At 49.6% G+C, this 1,972-nt stretch carries 2 tRNA genes and 2 rRNA genes; all 4 read left to right on the top strand.

Annotated elements, in window-relative coordinates:
* Window positions 1-116 precede the first annotated feature (116 nt).
* Window positions 117-234, top strand: a 5S ribosomal RNA gene (gene rrf, locus LI091_RS18305).
* 5 nt (window positions 235-239) lie between these two features.
* A tRNA-Ala gene (locus LI091_RS18300) sits at window positions 240-312 on the top strand.
* A 23-nt stretch (window positions 313-335) separates the two neighbouring features.
* Window positions 336-409: transfer RNA gene (locus tag LI091_RS18295), tRNA-Ile, on the top strand.
* 316 nt (window positions 410-725) lie between these two features.
* A 23S ribosomal RNA gene (locus LI091_RS18290) occupies window positions 726-1,972 on the top strand; the annotation flags it as partial.

Here is a 1,972-nt window from a genome sequence, read left to right as displayed (position 1 = left end):
GTAACAAGGTAGCCGTATCGGAAGGTGCGGCTGGATCACCTCCTTTCTAAGGAAAAAGTAGAGTAATTGAAATGTGTTTTACTGTTGAGTTATCAAGGCAACTGAATAATGATATTTCTGGTAGCGATGCGCTTAGGGGACACACCCGTTCCCATCCCGAACACGACGGTTAAGACCTAAGCGGCCGATGGTACTGCACTGGAGACGGTGTGGGAGAGCAGGTGGCTGCCAGATCAAATGGGGATGTAGCTCAGTTGGGAGAGCACCTGCCTTGCAAGCAGGGGGTCGAGAGTTCGAATCTCTTCATCTCCACTGAAATCGAAAGATTTCAAGATGGGCTTATAGCTCAGCTGGTTAGAGCGCACGCCTGATAAGCGTGAGGTCGGTGGTTCGAGTCCACTTAAGCCCACTGGTTTAAATGAACCAGAACCCCGAAAAGTTCATAATCATGAGCAATAGGGCAAAGGTCCACTTAAGCCCACTCGGGTGTTAAGTATTAAAGCCCGATATTGTACCTTGAAAACTGCATACATGAAATTTGATTAAGTTAATCAAATATCCTTAAACGCAAAGTATTAAGAAATTAATGCAAACGCAAAGATAGGAAGACATCGATTTATCTGTTATTGAACAGAGTAATCAAACACATGTCGGAAGATACGAGAGTATCGGAAGACACGAGAATCAAGAGACCGCATCACCTACGCTAGGGTGATGAAGCGAAAGGTCAAGCAATAAGGGCACAGGGCGGATGCCTTGGCACTAAGAGCCGATGAAAGACGTGATAAGCTGCGAAAAGCTTCGGGGAGGAGCAAATATCCCGTGATCCGGAGATGTCTGAATGGGGAAACCCGCATGAGCAGACCTCATGCATCCATACGCCAATCCATAACGTATGGAAGGGAACCCGGGGAACTGAAACATCTAAGTACCCGGAGGAAAAGAAAGAAACATCGATTCCGTAAGTAGCGGCGAGCGAACGCGGAGGAGCCTAAACCGGTGTGCGTGCATGCCGGGGTCATGGACTGCATTTAAGATTCAGCGAAGTTAACAGAACGGTTTTGGGAAAGCCGGCCGGAGAGGGTGAAAGCCCCGTACGTGAAAGCAGAGCTGACTGAGCAGGATCCGGAGTACCACGAGACACGAGGAACCTTGTGGGAAGTAAGGGGGACCACCCCCTAAGGCTAAATACTACTTAGTGACCGATAGCGCATAGTACTGTGAAGGAAAGGTGAAAAGGACCCCGGGAGGGGAGTGAAAGAGAACCTGAAACCCTGTGTCTACAAGCTGTGGAAGTACTTTATATGTACGACCGCGTACTTTTTGTAGAACGGTCCGGCGAGTTACGCTTACTGGCAAGGTTAAGCACTTCAGGTGTGGAGCCGTAGGGAAACCAAGTCTTAATAGGGCCAGAGTCAGTAGGAGTAGACCCGAAACCGGGTGATCTATCCATGTCCAGGTTGAAGCTGCCGTAAGAGGTAGTGGAGGACCGAACCCACATCCGTTGAAAAGGGTGGGGATGAGGTGTGGATAGGGGAGAAATTCCAATCGAACCCGGAGATAGCTGGTTCTCCTCGAAATAGCTTTAGGGCTAGCCTCGGTGTGAGTCTTGCGGAGGTAGAGCACTGAATTTCCTAGGGGGCGTCAAAGCCTACCGAAGAATATCAAACTCCGAATGCCGTGTAGATATCACCGGGAGTCAGACTGCACGAGATAAGTTGGGCGGTCAAAAGGGAAAGAGCCCAGACCTACAGTTAAGGTCCCAAAGTGCGCGTTAAGTGGAAAAGGATGTGGGATTTCGAAGACAACCAGGATGTTGGCTCAGAAGCAGCCATACATTCAAAGAGTGCGTAATAGCTCACTGGTCGAGAGGTCCTGCGCCGAAAATGTCCGGGGCTGAAACGCGCCACCGAAACTAAGGAATCTGAAAAGATTGGTAGAGGAGCATTGCATGCGGGAAGAAGCAGTACCG

This window comes from Blautia sp. MSK20_18, assembly GCF_020553125.1.
In the GTDB taxonomy this organism is placed as follows: Bacteria; Bacillota; Clostridia; order Lachnospirales; family Lachnospiraceae; genus Blautia_A; species Blautia_A fusiformis.
Note: the sequence above shows the minus strand (reverse complement) of the source record. Positions and strands in the feature narration are given on the sequence as shown.